This is a genomic window from Paraburkholderia ginsengiterrae (assembly GCF_001645125.1).
In the GTDB taxonomy this organism is placed as follows: domain Bacteria; phylum Pseudomonadota; class Gammaproteobacteria; order Burkholderiales; family Burkholderiaceae; genus Paraburkholderia; species Paraburkholderia ginsengiterrae.
Window position 1 is genome coordinate 59,995 of sequence record NZ_LXKA01000349.1, and the last position, 24,214, is coordinate 84,208.

Annotated in this window: 19 protein-coding genes and 1 pseudogene; 16 read left to right on the plus strand and 4 right to left on the minus strand. The window is 64.5% G+C overall.

Annotation, left to right across the window (positions count from 1 at the left end; all coding sequences use genetic code 11):
- The first annotated feature begins 130 nt into the window (after positions 1-130).
- The 5 genes from A6V37_RS30320 (at position 131) to A6V37_RS30340 (ending at position 7,809) form a co-directional block, all read left to right on the plus strand.
- Entirely contained in the window at positions 131-2,992 is a 2,862-nt protein-coding gene (locus A6V37_RS30320; RefSeq protein WP_064286649.1) for a 2-oxoglutarate dehydrogenase E1 component, read from the plus strand.
- A 135-nt stretch (positions 2,993-3,127) separates the two neighbouring features.
- Positions 3,128-4,408 carry a 2-oxoglutarate dehydrogenase complex dihydrolipoyllysine-residue succinyltransferase gene (gene odhB, locus A6V37_RS30325; protein ID WP_064286651.1) on the plus strand — a complete coding sequence of 427 codons (1,281 nt, stop codon included), beginning with the start codon at positions 3,128-3,130 and terminating at the stop codon, positions 4,406-4,408.
- Positions 4,409-4,580: 172 nt separating this feature from the next.
- On the plus strand, positions 4,581-6,011 hold the full coding sequence (gene lpdA / locus A6V37_RS30330) for a dihydrolipoyl dehydrogenase (RefSeq protein WP_064286653.1): 1,431 nt from the start codon (positions 4,581-4,583) through the stop codon (positions 6,009-6,011).
- A gap of 90 nt (positions 6,012-6,101) precedes the next feature.
- The gene (gene zapE, locus A6V37_RS30335) at positions 6,102-7,199 is read left to right on the plus strand and encodes a cell division protein ZapE (protein WP_064269696.1); all 1,098 of its coding nucleotides are present in this window, start codon (positions 6,102-6,104) and stop codon (positions 7,197-7,199) included.
- A gap of 160 nt (positions 7,200-7,359) precedes the next feature.
- Positions 7,360-7,809, plus strand: a complete 450-nt coding sequence (locus tag A6V37_RS30340) for a transposase (RefSeq protein WP_064269697.1) — start codon at positions 7,360-7,362, stop codon at positions 7,807-7,809.
- Between the two features lie 180 nt (positions 7,810-7,989).
- Here A6V37_RS30340 and A6V37_RS30345 read toward each other — a convergent pair whose 3' ends face one another.
- From A6V37_RS30345 to A6V37_RS30360, 4 genes and pseudogenes are all read right to left on the minus strand, one after another.
- Positions 7,990-8,475: a DUF2147 domain-containing protein gene (locus A6V37_RS30345; RefSeq protein ID WP_064269698.1), complete on the minus strand. Its 486-nt coding sequence runs from the start codon at positions 8,473-8,475 to the stop codon at positions 7,990-7,992.
- Between the two features lie 238 nt (positions 8,476-8,713).
- Entirely contained in the window at positions 8,714-10,420 is a 1,707-nt protein-coding gene (locus tag A6V37_RS30350) for a ShlB/FhaC/HecB family hemolysin secretion/activation protein (RefSeq protein ID WP_064269699.1), read from the minus strand.
- A gap of 284 nt (positions 10,421-10,704) precedes the next feature.
- Positions 10,705-12,204 (minus strand): collagen-like triple helix repeat-containing protein, encoded by a 1,500-nt coding sequence (locus A6V37_RS30355; RefSeq protein WP_064286654.1) that lies wholly within the window; start codon positions 12,202-12,204, stop codon positions 10,705-10,707.
- Between the two features lie 464 nt (positions 12,205-12,668).
- A pseudogene (locus A6V37_RS30360) lies at positions 12,669-14,054 on the minus strand (collagen-like triple helix repeat-containing protein); the annotation flags it as partial.
- A 657-nt stretch (positions 14,055-14,711) separates the two neighbouring features.
- Here A6V37_RS30360 and A6V37_RS30365 point away from each other — a divergent pair.
- The 11 genes from A6V37_RS30365 to A6V37_RS30410 all read left to right on the plus strand — a co-directional run bounded on the left by A6V37_RS30365 (position 14,712) and on the right by A6V37_RS30410 (position 24,202).
- Positions 14,712-14,888, plus strand: coding sequence for a Flp family type IVb pilin (locus A6V37_RS30365; RefSeq protein ID WP_064269701.1), 177 nt, complete (start codon positions 14,712-14,714; stop codon positions 14,886-14,888).
- Positions 14,889-15,029: 141 nt separating this feature from the next.
- The gene (locus A6V37_RS30370) at positions 15,030-15,530 is read left to right on the plus strand and encodes an A24 family peptidase (protein WP_064269702.1); all 501 of its coding nucleotides are present in this window, start codon (positions 15,030-15,032) and stop codon (positions 15,528-15,530) included.
- Positions 15,527-16,015 (plus strand): TadE/TadG family type IV pilus assembly protein, encoded by a 489-nt coding sequence (locus A6V37_RS30375; protein ID WP_064286697.1) that lies wholly within the window; start codon positions 15,527-15,529, stop codon positions 16,013-16,015. The genes A6V37_RS30370 and A6V37_RS30375 overlap by 4 nt, the downstream gene beginning before the upstream one ends.
- Before the next feature lie 79 nt (positions 16,016-16,094).
- Positions 16,095-17,054 carry a Flp pilus assembly protein CpaB gene (gene cpaB, locus A6V37_RS30380; RefSeq protein ID WP_064286655.1) on the plus strand — a complete coding sequence of 320 codons (960 nt, stop codon included), beginning with the start codon at positions 16,095-16,097 and terminating at the stop codon, positions 17,052-17,054.
- Positions 17,055-17,095: 41 nt separating this feature from the next.
- On the plus strand, positions 17,096-18,502 hold the full coding sequence (locus tag A6V37_RS30385) for a type II and III secretion system protein family protein (RefSeq protein ID WP_082902778.1): 1,407 nt from the start codon (positions 17,096-17,098) through the stop codon (positions 18,500-18,502).
- A gap of 29 nt (positions 18,503-18,531) precedes the next feature.
- Positions 18,532-18,663, plus strand: a complete 132-nt coding sequence (locus tag A6V37_RS42915; protein WP_278185291.1) for a hypothetical protein — start codon at positions 18,532-18,534, stop codon at positions 18,661-18,663.
- Positions 18,635-19,876 carry a hypothetical protein gene (locus tag A6V37_RS30390; RefSeq protein WP_064286656.1) on the plus strand — a complete coding sequence of 414 codons (1,242 nt, stop codon included), beginning with the start codon at positions 18,635-18,637 and terminating at the stop codon, positions 19,874-19,876. Before A6V37_RS42915 ends, A6V37_RS30390 begins: the two co-directional genes overlap by 29 nt.
- A 3-nt stretch (positions 19,877-19,879) precedes the next feature.
- Positions 19,880-21,280: a TadA family conjugal transfer-associated ATPase gene (locus tag A6V37_RS30395; protein ID WP_064269705.1), complete on the plus strand. Its 1,401-nt coding sequence runs from the start codon at positions 19,880-19,882 to the stop codon at positions 21,278-21,280.
- Entirely contained in the window at positions 21,273-22,331 is a 1,059-nt protein-coding gene (locus tag A6V37_RS30400) for a type II secretion system F family protein (protein ID WP_064269706.1), read from the plus strand. Before A6V37_RS30395 ends, A6V37_RS30400 begins: the two co-directional genes overlap by 8 nt.
- Positions 22,332-22,333: 2 nt before the next feature.
- Positions 22,334-23,338: a type II secretion system F family protein gene (locus A6V37_RS30405; protein ID WP_064269707.1), complete on the plus strand. Its 1,005-nt coding sequence runs from the start codon at positions 22,334-22,336 to the stop codon at positions 23,336-23,338.
- A 9-nt stretch (positions 23,339-23,347) separates the two neighbouring features.
- Positions 23,348-24,202 carry a tetratricopeptide repeat protein gene (locus A6V37_RS30410; protein WP_157447911.1) on the plus strand — a complete coding sequence of 285 codons (855 nt, stop codon included), beginning with the start codon at positions 23,348-23,350 and terminating at the stop codon, positions 24,200-24,202.
- Positions 24,203-24,214 lie beyond the last annotated feature (12 nt).

Consider the following 24,214-nt stretch of genomic DNA (forward strand, 5'->3'; position numbering starts at 1 on the left):
CCGGGTGCAAAGTTTTAGGTCCTTCCAAGCAAGACTTGATTCGCGCAATCCGCTAAACGGTCAGGCCGTGTCGCGGAAGGTTCTGTAACCCGCTATTTCTCGAGAAGCTCGAAGAAAGGTGAGCGTAAAAATGATGAAGCAATTCCAGTCGAACTCTTATCTGTTCGGCGGCAATGCTCCGTACGTAGAAGAAATGTACGAAGCGTATCTCGATAATCCGGCGTCAGTGCCCGAGAACTGGCGCAGCTATTTCGACGCGTTGCAGAACGTCCCTGCATCGGATGGCAGCAATGCCAACGACGTGGCCCATGGCCCGATCGTCGAATCGTTTGCTCAACGGGCCAAGGCTAACGCCTTCATCCCGCGCACGGCGGCCGGCGGCGAAGATCTCGCGACCTCCCGCAAGCAGGTTTATGTGCAGTCCCTCATCGGCGCATATCGCTTCCTCGGCTCGCAATGGGCCAATCTCGATCCCCTGAAGCGCCGCGAACGTCCCGCTATCCCCGAACTCGAACCCGCGTTCTACGACTTCACTGAAGCCGATATGGACCAGGAGTTCAGCGCAACGAATCTGTATTTCGGCTTCGAGCGCGCTTCGCTGCGTGAGATCGTTCAGGCCCTGCGCGACACGTACTGCGGCACGATCGGTGCCGAGTACATGTACATCAGCGATCCGGAACAGAAGCGCTGGTGGAAAGAGAAGCTCGAATCGATCCGCTCCACGCCGAATTTCTCGAAAGAGAAGAAGAAGCACATCCTGAATCGCCTGACGGCCGCAGAAGGTCTCGAGCGCTTCCTGCACACCAAGTACGTCGGCCAGAAGCGTTTCTCGCTCGAAGGCGGCGAAAGCTTCATCGCGTCGATGGACGAAGTCGTGCGTCACGGCGGCGCCAACGGCGTTCAGGAAATCGTCATCGGCATGGCCCACCGTGGTCGTCTGAACGTGCTGGTCAATACGCTCGGCAAGATGCCGGCTGACCTGTTCGCCGAATTCGAAGGCAAGCACCACGACGATCTGCCGGCCGGCGACGTGAAGTACCACAAGGGTTTTTCGTCGGACGTCTCGACCGAAGGCGGCCCGGTTCACCTGTCGCTCGCGTTCAACCCGTCGCACCTCGAAATCGTCAACCCGGTGGTCGAAGGTTCGGCCAAGGCCCGTATGGACCGTCGCGGCGACGACACCGGCCTGCAAGTGCTGCCGGTGCAGATCCACGGCGACGCGGCCTTCGCGGGCCAGGGCGTCGTGATGGAAACGCTGAACCTCGCGCAAACGCGCGGTTACGGCACGCACGGCACGCTGCACATCGTCATCAACAACCAGATCGGCTTCACGACGTCGGACCCGCGCGACTCGCGCTCCACGTTGTACTGCTCGGACGTGGTCAAGATGATCGAAGCGCCGGTGCTGCACGTGAACGGTGACGATCCTGAAGCGGTCGTGCTGGCTACGCAGCTGGCTATCGACTTCCGGATGCAGTTCCACAAGGACGTCGTTGTCGACATCGTCTGCTTCCGCAAGCTGGGTCACAACGAGCAGGACACGCCGGCGGTCACGCAGCCGCTGATGTACAAGACGATCGCCAAGCACCCGGGCACGCGCGCGCTGTACGCTGAAAAGCTGGTGCAGCAAGGCGTGATCACGGCGGAAGAGGGCGACGAATTCGTCAAGGCCTACCGCAAGGCGATGGACGAAGGCCATCACACGGTCGACCCGGTGCTCTCGAACTACAAGAGCAAGTACGCGGTGGACTGGGTGCCGTTCCTGAACCGCAAGTGGACCGACGCGGCCGACACGGCTGTGCCGCTGGCGGAGCTGAAGCGCCTCGCCGAGCGCGTCACCACGATTCCGGAAAACTTCAAGGTTCACCCGCTGGTCGAGCGCGTCATCAACGACCGTCGCGCGATGGGCCGCGGCGAAGCCAAGCTCGACTGGGGCATGGGCGAACACCTGGCGTTCGCGTCGCTGGTCGCCTCGGGCTATGCAGTGCGCCTGACCGGTCAGGACTCGGGCCGCGGCACGTTCACGCACCGTCACGCGGTGCTGCACGATCAGAACCGTGAACGCTGGAACGACGGCACGTACGTGCCGCTGCAGAACATCGCCGAAGGTCAGGCGAAGTTCACGGTGATCGACTCGGTGCTGTCGGAAGAAGCGGTGCTCGGCTTCGAATACGGCTACTCGACGGCGGAACCGAATACGTTCGTGGCGTGGGAAGCGCAGTTCGGCGACTTCGTGAACGGCGCGCAAGTCGTGATCGACCAGTTCATCTCGTCGGGCGACGTGAAGTGGGGCCGTGTTTCGGGTCTCACCATGCTGCTGCCGCACGGCTATGAAGGCCAGGGTCCGGAGCACTCGTCGGCACGTATCGAACGTTTCCTGCAACTGTGCGCAGACCACAACATGCAGGTCGTTCAGCCGACCACGCCGGCGCAGATTTTCCACCTGCTGCGCCGTCAGATGATCCGCCTGTTCCGCAAGCCGCTGATCGTCGCTACGCCGAAGTCGCTGCTGCGTCACAAGGAAGCCGTGTCGGATCTGTCCGAGCTGGCGAAGGGTGCGTTCCAGCCGATCCTCGGCGAAGTGGACGACGCCATCGACGCGAAGAAGGTCAAGCGCGTGATCGCGTGCTCGGGCCGCGTGTACTACGACCTCGTCGCGCATCGCCGCGAAGCCAAGTCGAACGACGTCGCGATCATCCGTATCGAACAGCTCTATCCGTTCGCGCATAAGCAGTTCGAAGCGGAAATGAAGAAGTACGACAACGCGACCGAAGTGGTCTGGGTGCAGGACGAGCCGCAGAATCAGGGCCCGTGGTTCTACATCGAGCACCACCTGAAGGAAGGCATGAAGGACGGTCAGAAGCTGGCATACAGCGGACGTCCGGCTTCGGCCTCCCCGGCAGTCGGCTACTACGCGAAGCACTACGAACAGCAGAAGGCGCTGGTCGAAGGCGCTTTCGGCCGTCTCAAGAGCTCGTCGATCGCTAAATAACAACCGGATCGGGAAAGCGCACAGCGCTTTCCCATGCCGCGTCTGACGGATCAGGCGCGGCATTCGAGGTTCGCAGGCGGTCGTCGGGTCGATAGATCGCGCGCCGCCACCCGATACGTATTCAGGATACTCATAATGGCTATTGTTGAAGTCAAAGTCCCCCAGCTCTCCGAGTCGGTCTCGGAAGCCACCATGCTGCAGTGGAAGAAGAAGCCGGGCGAGGCTGTTGCTCAAGACGAAATTCTCATCGAAATCGAGACCGACAAGGTCGTGCTCGAAGTGCCGGCACCCTCGGCCGGCGTGCTCGCGCAAGTCATCTCGAACGACGGTGACACCGTCGTTGCAGATCAGGTGATCGCGAAGATCGACACCGAAGGCACGGCAGGCGCCGCTGCCGTCGAAGCCGAAGTGAAGCCCGCACCGGTCGCCGCTCCGGCACCGGCCGCGGCTCCTGCCGCGCAAGCCGCATCCGCAACGGGTGCGAGCACCGTCGCTTCGCCGGCTGCCGGCAAGCTGATGGCAGAAAAAGGCCTGTCGTCGGGCGACGTCGCAGGCTCGGGCCGCGACGGCCGCATTACCAAGGGCGACGTGCTGACCGCTGGTCAAGCCGCCCCGGCGCCTGCCAAGGCCGCACCGGCACCGGCCGCCGCGAAGGCTGCCAAGCCGTCGCTGCCGGAAGTCAAGGCTCCGGCATCGGCCGAGCAATGGCTGAAGGACCGTCCGGAACAGCGCGTGCCGATGTCGCGTCTGCGTGCGCGTATCGCCGAGCGCCTGCTCGAGTCGCAGCAAACCAATGCAATCCTGACCACGTTCAACGAAGTGAACATGGCTCCGGTGATGGATCTGCGCAACAAGTACAAGGACAAGTTCGAAAAGGAACATGGCGTGAAGCTCGGCTTCATGTCGTTCTTCGTGAAGGCGGCTGTGCACGCGCTGAAGAAGTTCCCGCTGGTGAACGCGTCGATCGACGGTAACGACATCGTCTATCACGGCTACTTCGACATCGGTATCGCCGTCGGTTCGCCGCGCGGTCTGGTGGTGCCGATCCTGCGCAACGCGGATCAGATGAGCCTCGCAGACATCGAGAAGAAGATTGCCGAATTCGGCCAGAAGGCTAAAGACGGCAAGCTGTCGATCGAAGAAATGACCGGCGGTACGTTCTCGATCTCGAACGGCGGTGTGTTCGGCTCGATGCTGTCGACCCCGATTATCAACCCGCCGCAATCGGCGATTCTCGGCGTGCACGCCACGAAGGAACGCGCTGTGGTCGAAAACGGCCAGATCGTGATCCGCCCGATGAACTACCTGGCGATGTCCTACGACCACCGGATCATCGACGGTCGCGAAGCAGTGCTGTCGCTGGTCGCCATGAAGGACGCGCTGGAAGACCCGGCTCGCCTGTTGCTCGACCTGTAAGCCCCGGTTTGGCCCGCGCCGGCTTGGCCTTCAAGCCGGCGCCATATAAGTCCCAAGCCCGGAGCATCAAGCCAGCGATAAGCAGGCACAACGTCTTTCGCATTCCGTAGTACTGGAACCCCGCGCGCCACGAAGCGTGGCCGCGCGCCGTTCCGCCATCAAAAGGATTGTCATGTCCAAAGAATTTGACGTCGTCGTGATCGGCGCAGGCCCTGGCGGTTACATCGCTGCCATCCGTGCAGCGCAGCTCGGCAAGACCGTCGCATGTATCGAAAAATGGAAGAACCCGGCCGGCACGCTGAAGCTCGGCGGCACGTGCCTGAACGTGGGCTGCATTCCGTCGAAGGCGCTGCTCGCGTCGTCGGAAGAATTTGAAAACGCATCGCATCACCTCGCCGACCACGGCATCTCCGTGGAAAACGTGAAGGTCGATATCGCGAAGATGATGTCCCGCAAAGACGGCATCGTCGAGAAGATGACCAAGGGCATCGAGTTCCTGTTCCGCAAGAACAAGATCACGTGGCTCAAGGGCCATGGCAAGTTCACCGGCAAGACGGACGCCGGCGTGCAGATCGAAGTCAGCGGCGAAGGCGAAACCGAAGTGGTCACGGCCAAGAACGTGATCATCGCCACGGGTTCGAAGGCGCGCCACCTGCCGGGCATTCCGGTCGACAACAAGATCGTCGCGGACAACGAAGGCGCACTGAGCTTCGACACGGCTCCGAAGAAGCTGGCTGTGATCGGCGCAGGCGTGATTGGTCTGGAACTGGGCTCGGTGTGGCGCCGTCTGGGCGCGGAAGTGACCGTGCTCGAAGCGTTGCCGGAATTCCTCGGCGCGGCTGACCAGGCGCTCGCCAAAGAAGCGGCCAAGCAGTTCAAGAAGCAGGGTCTCGACATTCAAGTCGGCGTGAAGGTCGGCGCGGTGACGACGACCGACAACAGCGTCACGATCGCTTACACGGACAAGGACGGCAACGCGCAGACGCTCGAAGCCGACCGCCTGATCGTGTCGATCGGCCGCGTGCCGAATACCGACAACCTCGGTCTCGAAGCGATCGGCCTGAAGGCCAACGAACGCGGCTTCATCGACGTGGACGACCACTGCGCGACGGCTGTGCCGAACGTGTACGTGATCGGCGACGTGGTGCGCGGCCCGATGCTCGCGCACAAGGCTGAAGACGAAGGCGTGCTGGTGGCCGAAATCATCGACGGCCAGAAACCGCATATCGACTACAACTGCGTGCCGTGGGTCATCTACACGGAACCGGAAATCGCGTGGGTCGGCAAGACCGAACAGCAACTGAAGGCTGAAGGCCGCGAAGTCAAGACGGGCCAGTTCCCGTTTATGGCGAACGGCCGCGCGCTCGGCATCAACAAGGCGGATGGTTTCGTCAAGATGATCGCCGACGCGAAGACCGACGAACTGCTCGGCGTGCACATCATCTCGGCCAACGCGTCAGACCTGATCGCGGAAGCCGTGGTGGCGATGGAATTCAAGGCGGCGTCGGAAGACATCGGCCGCATTTGCCATCCGCACCCTTCGCTGTCGGAAGTCATGCGCGAGGCGGCACTCGCCGTCGACAAGCGCGCGCTGAACATGTAATCACGCGCACGCCTGACTGAACGCAACTTTGGCATCACCACGAAGGCGGGCGGGTTCATTCCCTCCCGCCTTTCTTTTTGCAGCAACACGATGAACGTCACCGAATACTACGAGAAAGAACTGCAGACGCGGGGTTACCAATCGGACCCGGCGCAACGCGCGGCAGTCGACCGCCTGCAGCGGTGCTACGAAGAGTGGGTCGAGTACAAATCGCGCCGCTCGAATGCGTTCAAGAAACTGCTGATTCACCCAGACCTGCCGCGCGGCGTGTACATGTGGGGCGGCGTAGGGCGCGGCAAGAGCTTCCTGATGGACAGCTTCTACATGATCGTGCCGGTGCAGCGCAAAACGCGTCTGCATTTCCACGAGTTCATGCGCGAGGTGCACCGGGAACTGGAAGAACTGAAAGGCCAGGCCGACCCGCTCGACGAACTCGCGCGCAAGATCGCGAAACGCTACCGGCTGATCTGTTTCGATGAATTCCACGTCTCGGACATCGCCGACGCGATGATCCTGTACCGCCTGCTCGACAAGCTGTTCGAGAACGGCGTGCAGTTCGTCATGACGTCCAACTACGATCCGGACACGCTGTATCCGGACGGCCTGCACCGCGACCGGATGCTGCCGGCCATCGATCTCATCAAGGACAAACTCGACGTGATCAACGTCGACGCGGGCATCGACTACCGGCGGCGCACGCTGGCCCAGGTGGAGGTGTATCACACACCGCTTGGTGCAGTTGCCGACAAGGCGCTACGCGACGCGTTTGCGCGCCTCGCCGCGGTCCCCGACGAAAGTCCGATCCTGCATATCGAAAAGCGCGAGTTGAAAGCGTTGCGCCGCGCTGACGGTGTCGTATGGTTCGACTTCGCCACGCTGTGCGGCGGTCCGCGCTCGCAGAACGATTACCTCGAACTGGCGAGCCGCTTTCACGCGGTGATTCTCTCCAGCGTGCCGCAGATGTCGGTGCGCATGGCTTCGGAAGCGCGCCGCTTCACGTGGCTGATCGACGTGTTCTACGACCACAAGGTGAAATTGCTGATGTCCGCCGCGGTGCCGCCCGAGCAACTGTACCTCGACGGTCCCATGGCCAACGAATTCACGCGCACGGTGTCGCGCATCGTCGAAATGCAATCGAAGGAATACCTCGATGCGCCGCGCCGGATCGTTGACACGTCGCTGACCTGAGCGGCCGCGTGACGCGCCCGGCAGTGCTTTTGCGATAGATCACATTCCGATAGCCGACGAGGCGCCGTCGACCAACGCATTTTCAAGATTCGGATTGGTCTTATATTCCGGCTGCGGACGACTGGATATCTTTTGTCAAGGTTCTGACGAAGGAGAAACCATGAATCCCTACCGTGATATCAGTGACGACGAATGGCAAAGTATCGCGCCGCTGCTTCCCGAATTGCGTCCGCGCTCCGAGCTGCGCGGCCGCCCGCTCGCCAATACCCGTTCGGTGCTCAACGGCGTGCTGTGGGTGATGTTTAGCGGCGCCACGTGGTCCGCCATGCCGCGCAAATACCCGTCCTACCAAACCTGCCATCGCCGCTTCAAGGCATGGTACGAATCCGGCGTGCTCAAGCGCGTGATGGAGCAGTTGTTTGGCGAAGCGAGCGTGGAACTGTGCAGCCTGATGGAAGCGCGCATGCGTACGCACGTGGCCGTGGAACAGAAGAGTGTTGACGCAGAAAAGGCTCCGGTTGCGGCGCCCGCGGTATTTAGCCTGCCGCCGGCCAAACCGCTTCCGTCGTCACCGTTCGCGTTCAACTCGCCCTTCAAAAACGCGGCATGACCGTTCCAAACTCACGTCTTCACACAAAAAAACGGCCGGTCGATTGTAATCGCCGGCCGTTTGTTCTGACGTTGTCGCGGGCTTTATGCCAATCGCCGCGGCGCCTTGGCGGAACCGAGTCCGCCTTGGCAGGCGCATAGCGGAGTCACCCCCGCACATCACCCCTGCACTAGTCGCGCGTCATTGCTGACGAATCCACGTCTGCGAGCGGCCCAGCAGCGAAACGCCGATATACCCGCGCACCACCAGCTTGCTCCCACCTTCTTCCAGGTGCATCTTGCACTTGTAGACCTTGCCGTTCTCCGGGTCGAGAATTTGCCCGTTGTCCCAGGCGTCGCCATCCTTTTTCATATCGTTGATGATCGTCATGCCGAGAATCAGCTGATCCTTGCGCGCGTCCGTACACGCGGTGCAGCGGCGATCCGGCTGGTCATTCGCGCCGAGTCCCTTGATAACCTTGCCGCTGAGCGCACCGCTGCCGTCCTGCGAAATCTGCACGAGTGCCTTGGGCTGGCCGGTGCTGTCGTCGATGGTTTGCCAAGTGCCGATCGGGCTGTCGGCCTGTGCCATGGCCGTCACGGCGCTGGCGAGCAGTACGCCGGCTACGGCGGCATGTTTGGCTGTGCGAAGCGCGATTGCGCGCGCGCGTTGCGTGAATTGCATCATTGTCTTCCTCCTTGATTAAAGACAGCGCGATCGTGGTCGCGCGGCGTTATCGGCATCTCGGGCGGCGTTGGACTGCCGCCGCCGTAATGCCTGTGTGGCCCCTCAGGTCCTACCTTGTGTTCGACCCGCGGCTTGCAATCTGCGCGCCGCCCGTCGTGCATCGTCAGCGCAGAATACGTGAAACTTCGCGCGCCGTTTGATAGTGGAACCTCTAATCAGGATGCGGCGCGCTGGCGAATCAGTTCAGCTGGTACGAGAACGTCGCGTTGATGCGCGGACTGCGCGACGCGCTTTCCACCGGTGCGTCGCCGATTGCTTTGGCCACCGACAGATCCAGGCTGTAATACTTCGCGTCCGAAATCCGGAAGCCGAAAGCAATCGAGGAAAGCTTCGAAGGCGATGGTGTGCCCGCATGCAGGTAAACGCGTGCCATGTCGAACGAGACGTACGGCGTCAGGGTGCGCAGATAGGTGAAGCCCTGCGTGAACGCACGGTTGACTTCGAATATCGCGCCCCAGCCTGAATCGCCCGACGCCTCGCCCGGCTGATAGCCCTGTGCGAAGCGCTGCGCGCCGAACGAAATCTGTTCCGAGGTCGGCAGCGACACGGGGCTGTACTGACCCGTGAGCGAGACCGCGGTGCCGATCTTCAGCGGCCATTCGTTGGTTTGCGAGAAAGTTGCCCCGGTCCGTACGAAGTTGATCGACGCCGGATTGGTCACCGGCGAGCCGGGCACGTTCGAGTCGCCGGATTTCGACGCGCCCAGGATGTCGAATGCCTTCGCCACATTGATGCTCGCGCGGCGTACCTGGCCGGTTTCCACGCTGGTGTAGTCGGCCTGCAACTGCATCACGCGCACTTGCGAGCGCAAGCCGATCTGGGCGCCGGTCTGCTGATTGTTATAGCGGTCCTCGTCGTGCGACGCGTAGACGGTGGCGGTGCCGATCACGCTCCGCGTGTTGCTCAACAGGATCGGATAGGCGAGCGAACCGCTGACCTTGTCGTTGATGACCGTGCGTTGCACCGAAGGGTCCAGGCCGGGATTGTCGGTCGGATTGCCGCGATAGTGCGTGGCGTCGATCTTGCCCACCAGCCCGTTGCTGCCGATCGGCACCGCGCCGTGCGCGGCGAGATAGGTGACGTTGTCACGACCCTTCGGCAGCAAGGCCGATACGCTCAACTGTTCGCCGAACGAAGTGAGTCCGTTTTCGGTGGCGGTCAGCAAGCCCTGCACGCCAGGATGATTGAAGTCGATCCCCATGCTGACGTCGAACGGCTTGCGGTCCACGTTCAGTTCGAGCGTGGTGGCCCCGTCCGTGTTCTGCGGCGGCGGCACGTTGGCCGCGACCTTCACCCCTGGCAGCAAGCCGAGCACGTTGACGTAACGCTCGAAGGTGGCGCGCCGCAACGGGCGGTCGGCGGTGATGTGATCGGCGATCGCGCGGATCTTGTCTTCGACGGCGCCGGCCTTGCCCGTGACCTTGACGGCCGATACGTAGCCTTCCACCACCGTCACGCGCACGACGCCGCCTTCGAAGGTTTGCGCCGGAATGAATGCGAAAGAGAGCGCGAAGCCGCGATCCTGATAGAGCTTCGTGACGCCGTTGGCGACCTGGATCAGATCGCCGATCGTCGTGTCCTTGCCGACGAGCGGCGTGAAGCGCTGCGCGACTTCATCGAACGGAATGGATTTCACGCCCTCGACCTGCACGCGCGTTGGCGTGACGTGGCGGGCGAGCAGTGCTTCGAGCTGGGGTGCTTGCGGCGCGACTTGCACGGTCACGTTCGGACCTTTGTCCGGTGCCTTGATCTGCGGCAGCGAATCCATGGGATTACCGCCGACTGCCGCGGCTGGGCGGGACTGTGCGTGTGCTGCCATCTGCATGGCGCTCGCTGCGAGCGCCGCGAGCGCGAAGGTCCATTTACTGCCATACCCGAGTTTCATCGGATTTTCCTCGTATGCCGTTCTTGTGTTGCGGGCGTGCCGCCTGGCCGGGCGGGTTGCGCTCGCTTATGTTTGGCTCGACGCATACTGCCATGCTTGCATGTATTACGTCACCTGCTCCGCGGGGCTTGAATGCTGTGGGAACCCGCGCGAAGCACGTGATGAGTTGGTTTTTTTATGCGTACTGCTTAACTCGCTGTTTCATGCGCTATCTGGCGAGACGGTGTACGGCACGTCCCGCCAGATGACGGTTGAATGCGACAGCGATGAAGCGCTCGGGTTAACTACTTGTGGCTCACCGGCAACAAACCGCCGAGCAGAGTCGACACGCCACCGGTCGCGCTGCCTGAGCCGCCGGTCGAGCCGGCCGCCGCGCCAAGCGTGCCGGTCAACTGGCCGACCAGCGCGGTCACCGGCGCGAGCACCTGGCCGTTGGCGCCCGACGTGCCGCTCGTGGCGCCGGAAAGCGCGCCGGTCAGCGTGGACAGCGGATTCGATGCGCTACCGCCCGTGCCACCCAGTGCCGTGGTCAGCGAGCCCAATGGCGTGCCGCCCAGCGTGGACGTCAGCGAGCTCAACGGCGTGCCGCCGAGTACCGAAGTCAGTGAGCCCAACGGCGTGCCGCCCAGGCCCGACGTCAGCGAGCTCAACGGCGACCCGGTCGATCCGGAGGTGAGCGAACCCAGCGGCGTGCTGCCGAGCGCCGACGTCAGACCGGCCAGCGGCGTGCCGCCGAGCAGTGTCGACAGCGAGCCGAGCGGATTGCTGCCGAGACCGAGACTCGCGAGCGAGCTTTGCAGCGGGCCAAACGGATTGCTGCTGGCGGGCGGCCCATTGGCAACGTTCGTGTTGGTGCTGCCGACGAGGCTCGTGATCAGTCCGGGAATCGGGTTCGCACCATTCGGGCCGTTCGGATTGACGAGACCGCCTGCGTTCGTCACCGTGTTGCCGAGCGAACTGACCAGCGTGCCGACATCGGCGCCGACCGGGTTCTGGGTGGTCGCGCCCACTTGCGAGCCGGCCGTGTTCAATGCGCCGCCGACCTGCGCGAGCATGCCGCCCACCGGCGCGCCGAGGCCGGTCTGGGTGCCGACCGTCTGCGTGACGAGTCCGGCGGTCGCTACGATCGGTGTGATTGCGGTGCTGAGCGGCTGGGTGATCTGCTGCACCGGGACGGAGGCCAGCGAGTTGCCGAGCGTCGCGCCCCCGGCGTTCAGTGCGCCCGCGGCGGTGGAGAGCGTGCTGGCCAACGGCGTCGTGAGCGGCGACAGCGGCGCGAGATTGCCGGTGCCGAGTCCGCCGACCGTGGTGCTCAACCCTTGTACGACACCGCTCGTCGAGCTGACCACGGAGCCGAGACCGGCGACCGTGGTGCCGACCGGATTGGCGATGTTGCCGGTCTGGCCGACGCCGCTGCTCACGGCGTTCGCCAGCGCGTTCAGCGTGCCGCTCGTGCCCGACACCGTATTGCCGAGCCCTTGGGTCACTTGCGGACTGAGGCCGGGAATCGTCTGCGAGCCGATCGTTTTGCCGAGATCGCTCGTGGTTTGCGCGACGGTGGTGGCGACACCGCTGGTGCCGGCCGCGGTGGCGGTGGTGGTGCCGCCGCCGGTCGAACCCGAGCCGCTGCCGCTACCCGTGTTTGACGCGGTCGGCGGCGCGCTGACGGTGTTGCCGCCACAGGCCGCGAGCAAGCCGGCGACCGCCACGGCGATCAACGGTGCGCGCAACGACGACACGGTCACGCACGCCGCAGGGCGAGAAAAAAAACGATGGTTGGACATGTGTGCTCCTCTGTGTCTTCTGGATGCCATGTGCGGTTGTGTCAGTGCGCCGTTGCAACAGGCGCCGGCGCGGCGCGACCCGATTCAGGCAAGGGTCGGGCAGGGCCGGAGCGCGGCTGGCGGACCGCGCTCCGGCCGGGTGCTTGCGGAACGTAACGAACCTTGCGCGCCGTTCCCGAGCGTGCTGCTTACTTCTTGTTCAACCCGCCGAGCAAGCCGCCGACGAGCGACGTCACCGGTGCCAGCGGGCTGCCTGCGGTGCCCTTGCCGGCCGTGGTCGACAGCGACAGGCCTGCGCCGGAGCCGGTGGAGGCGGTGGTCGTCGTCGCGCCTGGCGTGGCGGTGGTGGCGACGCTGCCGAGCGCGCCGGTGATCGTCGAGAGCAAGCCGGTGACCGGTGCGAGCGGGCGGCTGCTGCCGCCTGCCGCGCCGGAGAGGCTGCTTGTCAGACTCGAGAGCGCACCGGTGACAGGAGCGAGCGGGTTGCCGCTGCCCGATGCGCCACCCACGGCGCCCAGGCTGCCCGTTACGCTGCCGAGAGCGCTGGTGACCGGCGCGAGCGGGCTGCTGCTGCCGCCGGTCGCGCCCGAGAGACCGCTAGTCAAAGTCGAGAGCACACCGGTGACGGGGGCGAGCGGGCTGCCGCTGCCCGATGCACCGCCTGCGGCGCTCGTCAAGCTGCCGAGTACGTTCGTGAGCGGAGCGAGCGGGCTGCTGCCGGCGCCGCCGCTGGTTCCTCCCGTTACGCTGCCGAGCACGCCGGTCAGCGGTGCGAGCGGACCGCTGGTCGCGCCGCCGGTCAGACCGCCCAGTGCGCTGGTGAGCGGAGCCAGCGGATTGCCGCCGTTGCCGCCCGTCAGCAGGCCGCCTACCGATGCAACCACGGTGCCGGTGTCGGTCACCGTATGGCCGAGCGCGGCCGTGACCGGATTGCCGCCGGTCGCGCTCAACAGCGTGCCAGCCTTGCCGAGTCCACCGCCGACAGTCGAGAGCAAGCCATTCAGCGGCGCACCGAGGCCCGTGGTGGTGCCGACTGTTTGCGTGGTCGCGGCGACCATCGACGTGATCGGCGTGATCGCGGTGCTGAGGGTTTGCGTGACTTGCTGGACCGGGCCCGTCGAGAGGGCCGTGGTGAGCGTGCCGCCGCCGTTGGTGATCGCGCCGCCGAGGGTGTTGACCACACCGCCGAGCGGCGTGGTGAGTGCGGCCAGCGGCGCGAGCGGGCCGCTGCCGAGGCTCGTCACGAGGCTGCCTGCATCCGTCACGGCGCCGCCGACGTGACTCACGACGCCGCCCAGGCTCGAGACCGTCGTGCCGACGGCATTGCCGCCAGTGCCGAGTTGGCCGAGCCCTTGCGACACGCCGCCGCCGAGCGTCGACACTGCTGAACCGACTTGCTGCACGATGCCGCCGGCGGACTGCGTGGTTTGCGAACTGACACCGGGCAGCGTTTGTGAGCCGATCACCGTGCCGACACCTGTCACCGTCGAGCCGACGTCGCTGACGACACCACCGGTATTGCCCGCCACCGTGCCGAGCGCGTTGGCCACAGCGGCGCTACCCGTGCCCGTACCCGATCCGGTTCCGGTCCCCGTGCCGGACGTGCCCGAACCACTGCTGGCGGTGGTGGTGCCCGAACCCGTACCCGAGCCGCCCGAACCCATCGAACCGCTGCCACTTCCGTTGCCGCCGCTGGTGGTGAGAGTGCCACCGGCGGAGCCGCTACCGTTGCTGCCGGTGCCGGAGCTCAGACTTCCGGAGCCTCCGCAAGCACCGAGAGAAAGCATCGCAGCCACGCTGGCTGCAATCAGGGTTGCTCGTACTGTCGTGTTGGCCGTTTGAATGTTCATGTCGCCCTCGAATCGCATGTGTTGTTGGATGTTGCTGCGTGCCTACCTCTGCACGAGCCGTGCCATTTCGACTGAGCAATTCGGAAGTTTTTTTGGCGCATGACGCCGAGCCTTATGCGACAAGGCTTTGAGAGGAGTCGATGAAGCGTGCGGTGAATCAGGATGCGCCCGCCAAGCGGAATGTGCGGGGTGGTTACGCGGGCTGCGTAACGTAACGAGCCCGGTGCGCCGTTACGATGTAATGCGTAACGCAGGTGCGCGAAACGGCGCCGCGCGATTGAAACGTTCTGTTCAAACAAATAATTAGTGCAGCGAATCTAACTCATGGTTATTCCTATGTGCTGCAACGCACGAAGTGCCGTTAATCTGGCTGTGAGGTTTAAAGACCATATGGTATGAGCATCGGGGCCAAGAACAATTGCTTAATTAAGATTGTTCGGATATAAAACCCGAAATCATCACGGATTGCCGAGGGAGGTGGGTTATCGAACAGACAACTCATGAGCAACCGTTTTATTGAAGGTCGCCGCAGGGTGAGGCTACTGCGATGCAACAAACCGGACCGGGAATGAGAGACCAACGGCCGGAGTACTGCATGAGTTCACCAAAAAAACGTGGCACGTATACAACGAAATATATGAAGTCCGAGGGTCAAAAATGAAAAAGTTCACACAACGCTTCCTGAGAGATAACCAAGGCGTCACGGCGATCGAGTATGGCCTGATCGCGGGGTTGGTCGTACTTGTCATCGCCACTGCGGTGACGTCGCTGGGCACGCATATCTCGACCGTTTTGCAGGACGTCGCGAACCTGATCGTCGCTCCTGGCGCGTAAAAGGCAAATCGTCAAACGTTCTGCGAGGTGGCCGGCGGTCTGTCGGCCGCTCGCTTCGCAGACGCTTTAACGCATCGCTGAATGAGCTAATGCGGATTGCTATGCAATTCGCATGGCGCAGCTACGCCTGTCGAGTGCGAAATGAATGGTCCCGCTGGTACGTTGTTGTTTATCGCCTGGGCTGCGGTCGTCGCAATTTGCGATTGCCGCTGGAGGCGCATATCCAATTCGATTGCTGTCGCTGGTTTGGTGGCAGCGTTCGGTTGCGCATTTCTTCAATGCGGGCCTTTCGGAATTTCGCCAGCGCAGGCGGGCATCGGTGCGTTGACGGGTTTGTTCGCGTTGCTGCCATTTTTCGCGCTGGGTGTCATGGGTGCTGCGGACGTCAAAGTATTCGCCGTTCTCGGCGCGTGGTGCGGCCTGCGCGCGTTGCCCGGTCTGTGGATGGCGGCGAGCCTCGCTGCCGGTGCGCACGCGCTCTGGCTCCTGGTCACGACCCGCACGCGGCTCGCGGGTCTGTTCCGTCAATCCGGGGCAACGTTTGAAGTGGCCGGTAAGGCATCCACGCCGTATGCCGCCTGTCTTACCGTGGCTGCAAGCGTCTGGCTCGTGCTGCACGGAACCGCTGGAGGATGGCGATGAAGCCCGCCGCGATGCAACGTACGCACTTGCAGTGCTCACGCGCTAACCAGCGCGCACAACGTGGCGCCACGGCCGTCGAGTTTGCATTGGTGTTTCCGCTGTTTTTTACTGTCCTGTACGCAATTGTCACCTTCAGCCTGATTCTCGTGGCGCAGCAGAATCTGACCATGGCAGCGGAGGAGGGCGCGCGCGCGGCGCTGAACTGGCAAAGCAACACCTCGATGCAAAGCGCGTTGACCAATCGTGGCAACGCGGCCTGCACGGCGGCGAAGGCGGTGGTCGCGACGCTGGTGAAGTCCACGCAATGCACGCCTTCATCCACGACGTGCGGGCCCGGCGGCGCGATGCAATGCGTGAACGTGTTGCTGACGTACAACTATCAGGCCAATCCGCTGGTGCCGAATTTGCCGCTTCTGAGCTACGCGGTGCCGACCACCTTGTCGAGCAGCGCGACGGTGCAACTCAATCCGGAGAACATTCAGTGATGCGCGCACCGGCTCCCGGCCTCGTTATCCGTGCATGCGTGCACGGCATGGAATCGTTTAACCGAAGCAGCACATCGTCATGCCGAATCTGACCAAAATTCTTGCCGGCGTATTAATCGCGGTTGCGGTCCTGCTTGGCCTGCTCGCCTGGACAGTGTCGCGCCGGCCGGCGCCTGCTGTCGCTACGCCTGCCGCGCAAGCGAGCTTTCCGGTGGTGGTCGCGACGCGTCCGTTGCAGGCGGGCAAACCCATTACAGTCGACGAACTGCGTGTGCAGAGTCTGCCGATCAACCCGAACGGCGCCTTCACTGATCCGGGGCAACTCGCCGGACGCGTGCCGAACGCGGACATCGGCGCGGATGCGCCGGTGCTGGAAACGCAGTTGTCGTCGGGGCTCGCCGAGCGCATCCAGCCGGGCGAGCGGGCGCTCGCCGTGCGCGTGGACGAGGGCAATGCGGTCGGCAACCGGCTGCGTCCCGGCAATTTCGTCGATGTGTTCTTCACGCTCAAGCGCGACGGCAATATCAGCAACGGCGCCGAAATCGACCAGACCCAGGCGCGTTTGCTGATGTCGAAGGTGCGCGTACTGGCATTCGGCAACGCCACCGTGGGCGGCGACAGTTCGAACGATCCGAATGGCATGGTGCGCACGGCGGTGCTGGCGGTGCCGGTTGCCGATGTCGATCGCCTGACGCTGGCCGAGAGTGCCGGGCGTCTGATCTTCGCGTTGCGCAATCCGCAGGATGCCGAAGTAGTCGATCAAAGCGTGTTGCCGGTCTATCCGGGCGTGCTGAAGACGGCGGCGCATGCTGGTGCCGCCGAGCCGCTGCAGGATTCAACGCGTGCCGCGGCCGGCATTGCGCTCGACACCTTGTCGGGTAGCGCCAATGCGGGCGCCGCCGGTGCTGCCGCGAAGCTGCCGCCGTTGCCGCGCATGCCGATGCCGCCGACGCCGGTGCGCGTCGTACGTAATACCAACAATGCAACGAGCGGAATCGAAGTGATACGGGGTGGGCGTGCCGAGACGGTCGCCTGGTAAGCGGTTTCAGGGAGCGGGCGGCCAGTCGCCTCCATAACTACATGAAAAAACGGATTTTTGCTTTCAGGAAAACGGCGTGGCTCGGGCTGGCCTTGCTGGCCGTATCGGCGGCGACCGATGCGGCCGGACCGGTGCAGCGCGGGCAGGCCTTGCAGTCGGCCCAGCCGGCTCAGGCAGCGCTTGCGGCGCCGTCGCAGACCATCGACCTGACGGTCGGCGCGCAGCAGCAGCTCGCTGTCGGCCACACGCTGCAGCGCGTGGCGATCGGCGATCCGGCGGTGGCCGACGTGCTGATCATCAAAGGCGACAAGCGCGGCGGCGTGCTGCTGGTCGGCAAGGCGGCGGGCACCACCAGTCTCATACTTTGGGCGCGCGACCGTGACGCGCCGCTGCAATACACCGTCAACGTGACCACACCCGCGGCCGCATCGCTGCTTGGGGCCGGCACGCCAACGGTCAAGGTGCTTGGCGGCACCGCGGTGGTATCGGGCACGTCATCGACGATGGAAGCCCACCAGCGCGCCGTAGTCGCGGCCGAAGGTTCGCTCGGCAAGGACGGAGCGGTATTCGACACCTCGACGGTGGCGAGCCGCGCGGTGGTGCAGGTGGATGTGCGCGTGGTCGAGTTCAGCCGTTCAGTATTGAAGGAGGTGGGCTTTAACTTCTTCAAGCAGAACAACGGCTTCACGTTCGGTTCGTTCGCGCCGTCGGCGTTGACCTCGGTGTCGGCCACGGCGGGGCAGGCGCCCAATCTGACGGGCGTGACGCCGATTTCGTCGGCGTTCAACCTGATCTTCAACTCCGCCACGCACGGCCTGTTCGCCAACCTGAGTCTGCTCGAGAGCAACAACCTCGCGCGCGTGCTGGCCGAGCCGACACTCGTGGCCTTGTCCGGACAGAGCGCCAGCTTCCTCGCGGGCGGCGAGGTGCCGATTCCGGTGCCGCAGGCGCTCGGCTCCACCTCGATCGAATTCAAGCCGTATGGCGTAGGCCTCACGCTCACGCCGACCGTGCTGAGCCCGCAACGCATCGCGTTGAAGGTGGCGCCGGAAGCGAGCCAGCTCGACTTCTCCAATGCCGTGACGATTAGCGGCGTGTCGGTGCCCGCGTTCACCACGCGGCGCGCCGACACCACGGTCGAACTCGGCGATGGCGAGAGCTTCGTGATCGGCGGGCTGATCGACCGCGAGACGGCGTCGAATGTGTCGAAGGTGCCCTTGCTCGGCGATCTGCCGGTGCTCGGCACGTTCTTCAAGCAGTTGAACTACCAGCAGAACGAGAAGGAACTGGTGATCATCGTGACGCCGCATCTGGTCTCGCCGCTCGCCAAGGGCGCGACCTTGCCGTCGACGCCGGGCGAGCAGTCCGAGCAGCGCAACGGGCCGGTATGGCGTTCGCTGATCGGCGGCGTGGCATCGCGCGATGCGTCGCCGGGGTTTTCGAAGTGAAGCCGGCAGGCGCCCGTGTGGCGCGCCGGATGAATACAGAAGTGAGCCTGCGTGCGCGCGAACCGCGTGCGCCCGCCGGCAAGCAGGTCGACGCGGCGGCTTTGCAGCCCATGCCGCATAAGGATGTTCAACATGAACGCGAGAACGCATTCATTGACTGAAAGGGCGGTCACCGATTATTTCGTGTTCGCGTCGCTAGCCGCCGAACATGTCCATTGGCTCGCCGATACGCTGGTGGGCGTCGGCGCGGTCGATGCGGCCACGCTCGATCCGTCGATGCTGATGCAGCGCATCGCCGCGCCGAATCCGGCGCTGGTGTTCGTCGATTTTTCCGGCGGCCGTGCCGCGGCGGCGAGCGCGGCCGCGAGCGCCGTGCGCGCCGCGTATCCGGGCATGCAGATCGTCGCGCTGGGTTCGCTCGCCGAGCCCGAAAGCGCATTGGCCGCGCTGCGCGCCGGGGTGCGCGATTTCATCGATCTCTCGGCGCCTTGCGAGGACGCATTGCGTATCACGCGCCAGGTGCTCGACAACATCGTCGAGCCCGTGAGCCGTCACGGCCACGTCACCGCGTTGCTCGGCGCGCGGGTCGGCATGGGTGTGAGCACGCTGGCCGCAAATCTCGCGGTGTCGCTGCAGCGGCGCGACGTCGCACAGGGCCGGCAAGCGGCCTTGCTCGACCTTGGCCTGCCGGCCGGCGACGGTTCGCTCCTGCTGAACGCGCGCTGCGAATTCAATTTCGTCGAAGCCGTGCGCAATCTGCGCCGCTTCGATCAGACCTTCGTGCATACCGCGCTGTCGCATCACGCGAGCGGCCTCGCGCTCACCACGCTGCCGCCGAATCTGAGCGACATGCGCGAGGTCTCGTACTCGTCGTCGATCGGTCTGCTGAACCGCCTGCGCGCGTTCTTCGACCAGCAGATCGTCGATCTCGGCGGCTTCACCAATAGCGAGTTCATCGCCCATGTGGTGCAGGACGCCGATGAAACCTGGCTGCTGTGCGATCAGGGCGTGGCCTCGATCGTATCGGCGGTCGGCGTGCTCGACGCGCTGCGCGAAGAGGGTGTGGATACCTCGAAGGTCCTGTTGATCGTCAACAAGTTCGACGCCGATCTCGGCCTCGCCGCCGCGCAGATCGCGCAGCGGCTCGATATTGGGCTGCTCGCCACCTTGCCGGAGCGGCGTATCGCGCTCGGCCAGGCGGTCAATCAGGGGCATCTGCTGGTCGATGTCGCGGCGCGCGATCCGTATGCGCGCGCGCTCGAACCGTTGATCGAACGGCTCGGCGGCGCCCAGTGCGCGGCCGCGCAAACTCGCGGCAAAGCGGCGCTCGGTGCGCTCAAGCGCTTCATTCCAACCACTTACAAGCGGTCATAGACGATGGCAAAAGAAATCGAATTTGCCGACGACGCGCCTTCTTTCGCGCATAGCCAGCAGTTCCAGGACATCAAGAACGCTGCGCACGAGCATCTGCTCACGCGTATCGAGGAGCTCGGCTCCGAGTTCGGACGCTGGTCGCGCAACGCGATCAACCAGTTCGTCGATCTGGAGATGGACAGCTTCGTCAGGCTGCGCCGGATTCCGATCAACGAGAGCGAGGTGCGCCTGATCGCCGAGGCGCTGACCAAGGAGCTCGCGGGCTTCGGCCCGATCGAGGACCTGCTCGCCGATCCGGCCGTCGAAGATATTCTGATCAACGGCTACAACGACGTGTACGTGTCGCGTCACGGCATTCTGACGCGCATTCAGGTGCGCTTTGCCGACAACGCGCATCTGCTGCGGATCGTGCGGCGCATTCTTGCGCCGATCGGCCGGCGTCTGGACGAATCGAATCCGATGGTCGACGCGCGCCTGCCGAACGGCGGCCGCGTGAACGTGGTGATCGAGCCGTTGTCGATCGACGGGCCGATCGTCTCGATCCGCAAGTTCCGCAAGGATCCGATGCGGCCCGACGACCTGCTCGGCAACGGCACCTATAGCCCGGAAATCGGCGCATTGCTGGAAGCGGCCGTGGCGGCGCGCTGCAATGTGCTGGTCTCGGGCGGCACGAGCTCGGGCAAGACCTCGCTGCTGAACGCGCTGGCTTTTCACATTCCCGAGCCGGAACGGGTCGTGACGATCGAAGACACCGCCGAACTGTCGCTGAACCACCCGCATGTGGTGCGGCTCGAAAGCCGTCCTGGCGGCTTCGACGGCGCGGGTGTCGTGACGATTCGCGACCTGCTGCGCAATACCTTGCGGATGCGGCCGGACCGCATCATCGTCGGCGAAGTGCGCGGCGGCGAGGTGCTCGAAATGCTGCAGGCGATGAACACCGGCCACGACGGCTCGATGGGCACCGTGCACGCCAGCTCGCCGCGCGAGTGTCTGTACCGGCTTGAAATGCTGGCGGGCTTCGCCGGCTTCCAGGGCACCGAGTCCAGCCTGCGCCGCCAGATCGCCAACGCGATCGACTTTATCGTGCAGATCGGCCGCCTCTCCAATGGTCGCCGGAGGATTCTGTCGATTACCGAAGTGACGGGGCTGTCGGACAACATCATTGCGACTCAGGAGCTGTATCGCTACGAGCCGGTAGTGACGGCCGAGGGCGATGAGCTCGACAACTGGGTGTCGCTCGGCATTCATCCGCACTCGCCCAAACTGGCGCGGTTCCGTCAGGCGCTCGGCGGCGGCAACGAGCCAGGCAACGCGTTCGGCAATGCGGGCTTCGGCGGTGGTTTTGGCGGTTCGGGCGGTGGCTTTGGTGGCAGTGGCGGCTTCGGCGGAGGCTTCAATGTCTAGCGTGGTGCTGGTCTTTGCGGCGCTCGCGCTGCTCTGCGCGGCGCTCGCGTTGCTGCTGTGGCAGCGCGGCACGCAACGCAGAGGCCAGGTGATTGCGGAACGATATGTCGACAGCCGTGTGGCGTCTCCTCAAGGGGCGGTGATGGCGGCCGGCGCGGCCGTGAGTGGCATGCCTGGCGGCGCAGGGGGTGGCATACCCGGTGGCGCTCGCGCCGCATCCGCGCGCACGGCGGCGACGCAGACGGTGATTGCGCCACAAGCACCGCCTGCCGGCTCCGACTGGCTTGAGTACGTGCGCTACCTGCAAGCACGCGCGCGCTTCATGGTGCAGCACGCCCTGGCGCGTGCCGGCATTGCCAAAGCAAAAGGGCCCGCGCTGGTCGCCGGCGCGATCGTCGTGCTGCTGTGCGGCTGGGCCGCGCTGGTGGGCGGCGTGCTCGCGGCGTGCGCCACGCTGATCGCCTGCGCGATGTTTTTCTATTTCCTGATGACGGTGCGGGTGAACAAACGCCGTCAGCAGATCGTGCGGCAACTGCCGCTGTTTCTCGATGGCATCGTGCGGCTGATCACGCTCGGCAACAGTGTGCCCGCCGCCTTCCAGGCCGCGTTGCAATCGACTGAAGCGCCGCTGCGCGAATGTCTCGACTACGTCTCGCGGATGCTGCGCACCGGCGTCGAAATCGATCGCGCGCTCTCCCAGGTTGCACTGATCTATGGCGTGCGCGAACTTGAACTGGTCGGCGCCGTGCTGCGTCTGTCGGTCAAATACGGCGGCCGCGCCGACGTGATGCTCGAGCGCATGGCCTCGTTCATGCGTGACCTCGAGCACGCCGAGCGCGAGCTGGTGGCGATGTCGGCGGAAACGCGCCTGTCGTCCTGGGTGCTGGCGATGCTGCCGGTCGGCACCGGCGGTTTTCTGATTCTCTCCAATCCTAATTATTTCGCTTCGATGTGGTTCGACCCGTCCGGCCGGCAGCTCATCTATCTGGCGTTCGGACTGCAACTGCTGGGCGCGTATCTGCTTTACCGCATGGCGAGCCTGAGGAACTGACGATGCAAGCCCAACAACTCGTCGCGCTCGCACTCGCTCTGGCCGCGCTCGGCGTGCTGCTGATCGCCGGTCTGGTGCTCACGCGCGTGGCTGCCGCATGGCGCAGCGAACGCACGCTGCGCCATGCGCTCGACGAGCGCGCGCTGCAAGCCGCGGCGCTCGCCGGCGCGCGCAATGGGGAAGGGGTTCAAGGCGGCGCGAAGGCGGTGGCGCGCAGCGCGCAGGCCAAGGGCTTCAAGGCGCTGCTCGACCGTTTCGCACATGCCGGGATTCGCTGGCTCGATACGCCGTTCGGCCGCCAGATCGTCGCCGAGGAAGATCGCCGGCTGCTCGAACAGTGCGGTTTCGTGGATACCCGCACGCGTGGCCTGTTCCTGGTGACCCGGATCGTGGGCGCTCTCGTGCTGCCGGTGCTGACCAGCATGGTGGCGAGCCGCTTTGTCGACGGGCCGCGTTACGTGGCGGTGGTGATCAGCTCGATGATGGCGGGCTTCATGGTGCCGAAGATCGTGCTGAGGCGCCGCGCCAGCAAACGGCGCAATGCCGTCGTCGACGAGTTGCCGCTGCTGGTCGATCTGCTGCGGCTTCTGCAAGGCGTTGGCTTGTCGCTCGATCAAAGCCTGCAAGTGGTGGTCAACGATTTTCACGGCATGTTGCCGGTGCTCGCGGGCGAACTGGAAATCGCGCAGCGTCAGTTCTCCGCTGGCCGCACACGGGAGCAGTCGCTGAACCGGCTCGCTTCGAGCTACGACAACGAAGACCTGCGCGCGGTCATGCGCCTGCTGGTGCAGGTCGACCGCCACGGCGGCGCCGTGCAGGAACCGCTCAAGCAGTTTGGCGACCGTCTGCGCGAGACGCGCCGCGCGATGCTGCGCGAACGGATTGGCCGTCTCGCGGTGAAGATGACGGGCGTGATGATCATTACGCTGCTGCCCGCGCTGATGATCGTCACCGCCGGCCCGGGTGTGCTGGCGGTCCAGCATTCGTTGGGCACTGTGAAGCACTAAGGAATGGCCATGACTCATCGCATTTCGTTCGATGTCCTGACACATGGCGCCCGCTGCGCGGCGGCGCTGGCTGTGTTCGCGCTGCTCGGCGCGTGCGCCTCCAGCAATCTCACCGGTTACGGTGTCGGACCGCAGGCCGAGCGCGCGGTGCTGGCGCAGCAGGCCGGCAAGGACCCCGCGCCGGACACACCCGGCATGTACCTCGGTTTGATCGACCAGATGCAATCGCAGGGACTGTACTTCGCTTCGCTCGCGCATATCGACGCGTACGACAAGCAGTACGGCGCAAGCCCCGACTCGATTCTGCTGCGTGCCGACGCGCTGCGCATGACCGATCAGCCGGCGGCGGCGACCGATGCGTATGGACAGCTGCTGAAAACGCCGCTTGCCACACGCGGCTACCGCGGCCTCGGCCTGATCGCCGGCGCGGCCGGCGACTTCGAGCGCGCCGCGCAGGAGCTGCAGCAGGCCGCCCAGCTCGCGCCGACCGATGCCGTGACTTTGTCGGACCTCGGCTATGCACGGCTGCGCGCGGGCGACGTGAACGGCGCGCGCGTGCCGCTGATGAAGGCGGCTGAGCTCGACCAGACCAATCCGAAGATCGTCAGCAACGTGGCGCTCTATCTGCTCGCCAACGGCGACCAGGGCGAGGCGCTGGCGGTGATGAATCAGCAGAAGCTCGCCCCGGACGTGCGCGCGGCGATTCGCGGCGACGCGGCGAAGGTGGCCGCCGCGCAGCGCGGGCAAGCGCGCGGGGTTTCACAGCAACCACCATCGGGAGCGGCGGCCACGGACGCGCGCACGGTCGCGAGCGCGCAGGGCATCGAACCCGCGCCGCGCCTGTTGCAGCGTTTCTCGCAGTGAGCGCACGGCGAC

Excerpts from the sequence above, each read along its gene's own strand:
- A6V37_RS30405 (WP_064269707.1), top strand. The coding sequence starts at position 22,334 with ATGCAAGCCCAACAACTCGTCGCGCTCGCACTCGCTCTGGCCGCGCTC.
- A6V37_RS30410 (WP_157447911.1), top strand. The coding sequence starts at position 23,348 with ATGACTCATCGCATTTCGTTCGATGTCCTGACACATGGCGCCCGCTGC.
- A6V37_RS30345 (WP_064269698.1), bottom strand. The coding sequence starts at position 8,475 with ATGATGCAATTCACGCAACGCGCGCGCGCAATCGCGCTTCGCACAGCC.
- A6V37_RS30395 (WP_064269705.1), top strand. The coding sequence starts at position 19,880 with ATGGCAAAAGAAATCGAATTTGCCGACGACGCGCCTTCTTTCGCGCAT.
- A6V37_RS30370 (WP_064269702.1), top strand. The coding sequence starts at position 15,030 with ATGAATGGTCCCGCTGGTACGTTGTTGTTTATCGCCTGGGCTGCGGTC.
- A6V37_RS30365 (WP_064269701.1), top strand. The coding sequence starts at position 14,712 with ATGAAAAAGTTCACACAACGCTTCCTGAGAGATAACCAAGGCGTCACG.
- A6V37_RS30355 (WP_064286654.1), bottom strand. The coding sequence starts at position 12,204 with ATGTCCAACCATCGTTTTTTTTCTCGCCCTGCGGCGTGCGTGACCGTG.
- A6V37_RS30320 (WP_064286649.1), top strand. The coding sequence starts at position 131 with ATGATGAAGCAATTCCAGTCGAACTCTTATCTGTTCGGCGGCAATGCT.
- cpaB (WP_064286655.1), top strand. The coding sequence starts at position 16,095 with ATGCCGAATCTGACCAAAATTCTTGCCGGCGTATTAATCGCGGTTGCG.
- A6V37_RS30400 (WP_064269706.1), top strand. The coding sequence starts at position 21,273 with ATGTCTAGCGTGGTGCTGGTCTTTGCGGCGCTCGCGCTGCTCTGCGCG.
- A6V37_RS30390 (WP_064286656.1), top strand. The coding sequence starts at position 18,635 with ATGAACGCGAGAACGCATTCATTGACTGAAAGGGCGGTCACCGATTAT.
- A6V37_RS30340 (WP_064269697.1), top strand. The coding sequence starts at position 7,360 with ATGAATCCCTACCGTGATATCAGTGACGACGAATGGCAAAGTATCGCG.
- zapE (WP_064269696.1), top strand. The coding sequence starts at position 6,102 with ATGAACGTCACCGAATACTACGAGAAAGAACTGCAGACGCGGGGTTAC.
- odhB (WP_064286651.1), top strand. The coding sequence starts at position 3,128 with ATGGCTATTGTTGAAGTCAAAGTCCCCCAGCTCTCCGAGTCGGTCTCG.
- A6V37_RS42915 (WP_278185291.1), top strand. The coding sequence starts at position 18,532 with ATGAATACAGAAGTGAGCCTGCGTGCGCGCGAACCGCGTGCGCCCGCC.
- A6V37_RS30350 (WP_064269699.1), bottom strand. The coding sequence starts at position 10,420 with ATGAAACTCGGGTATGGCAGTAAATGGACCTTCGCGCTCGCGGCGCTC.
- lpdA (WP_064286653.1), top strand. The coding sequence starts at position 4,581 with ATGTCCAAAGAATTTGACGTCGTCGTGATCGGCGCAGGCCCTGGCGGT.
- A6V37_RS30375 (WP_064286697.1), top strand. The coding sequence starts at position 15,527 with ATGAAGCCCGCCGCGATGCAACGTACGCACTTGCAGTGCTCACGCGCT.
- A6V37_RS30385 (WP_082902778.1), top strand. The coding sequence starts at position 17,096 with ATGAAAAAACGGATTTTTGCTTTCAGGAAAACGGCGTGGCTCGGGCTG.